The organism is Corallococcus sp. AB049A, from assembly GCF_003668885.1.
GTDB classification, from domain to species: domain Bacteria; phylum Myxococcota; class Myxococcia; order Myxococcales; family Myxococcaceae; genus Corallococcus; species Corallococcus interemptor.
On the sequence record NZ_RAWL01001418.1, the window covers coordinates 1 to 393 of the forward strand.

The 393-nt window shown below is 67.2% G+C and carries 1 pseudogene; it reads left to right on the forward strand.

Features of this window, described 5'->3' with window-relative positions:
• Positions 1 to 170, forward strand: a pseudogene (locus D7X55_RS47355) (urocanate hydratase); the annotation flags it as partial.
• Positions 171 to 393: the final 223 nt, after the last annotated feature.

A 393-nucleotide genomic window follows, 5' to 3' on the forward strand; every position in this document is an offset into this window, starting at 1 on the left:
CCGGCATGGTGATTGTCTGTGATGGCACCGAAGCGGCGGCGAAGCGGATTGGCCGCGTGCTGTGGAACGACCCGGCCACTGGCGTGATGCGCCATGCCGATGCGGGGTATGGCATCGCGATCGACTGCGCGAAGGAAAAGGGACTGGATCTGCCGGGAATCCTCGGCTGATCACGGAGGTACCGGCCAGCGGCCGGCACTACCGAAACGTGTGGTAGTGCCGGCCGCTGGCCGGCTCTCCCCGATGCGGGAATCGGCGGCCTTGACCCGCTCGTCGGTCGTGACCAACATGCGCCATCACCGCTGATGGATCACCGCGATGTACCGCACGCTCGCTGCCGCACTGCTCTGCACGCTGTTTGCGATCCCGCCCGCTTCGGCGCGTGACGTCCCC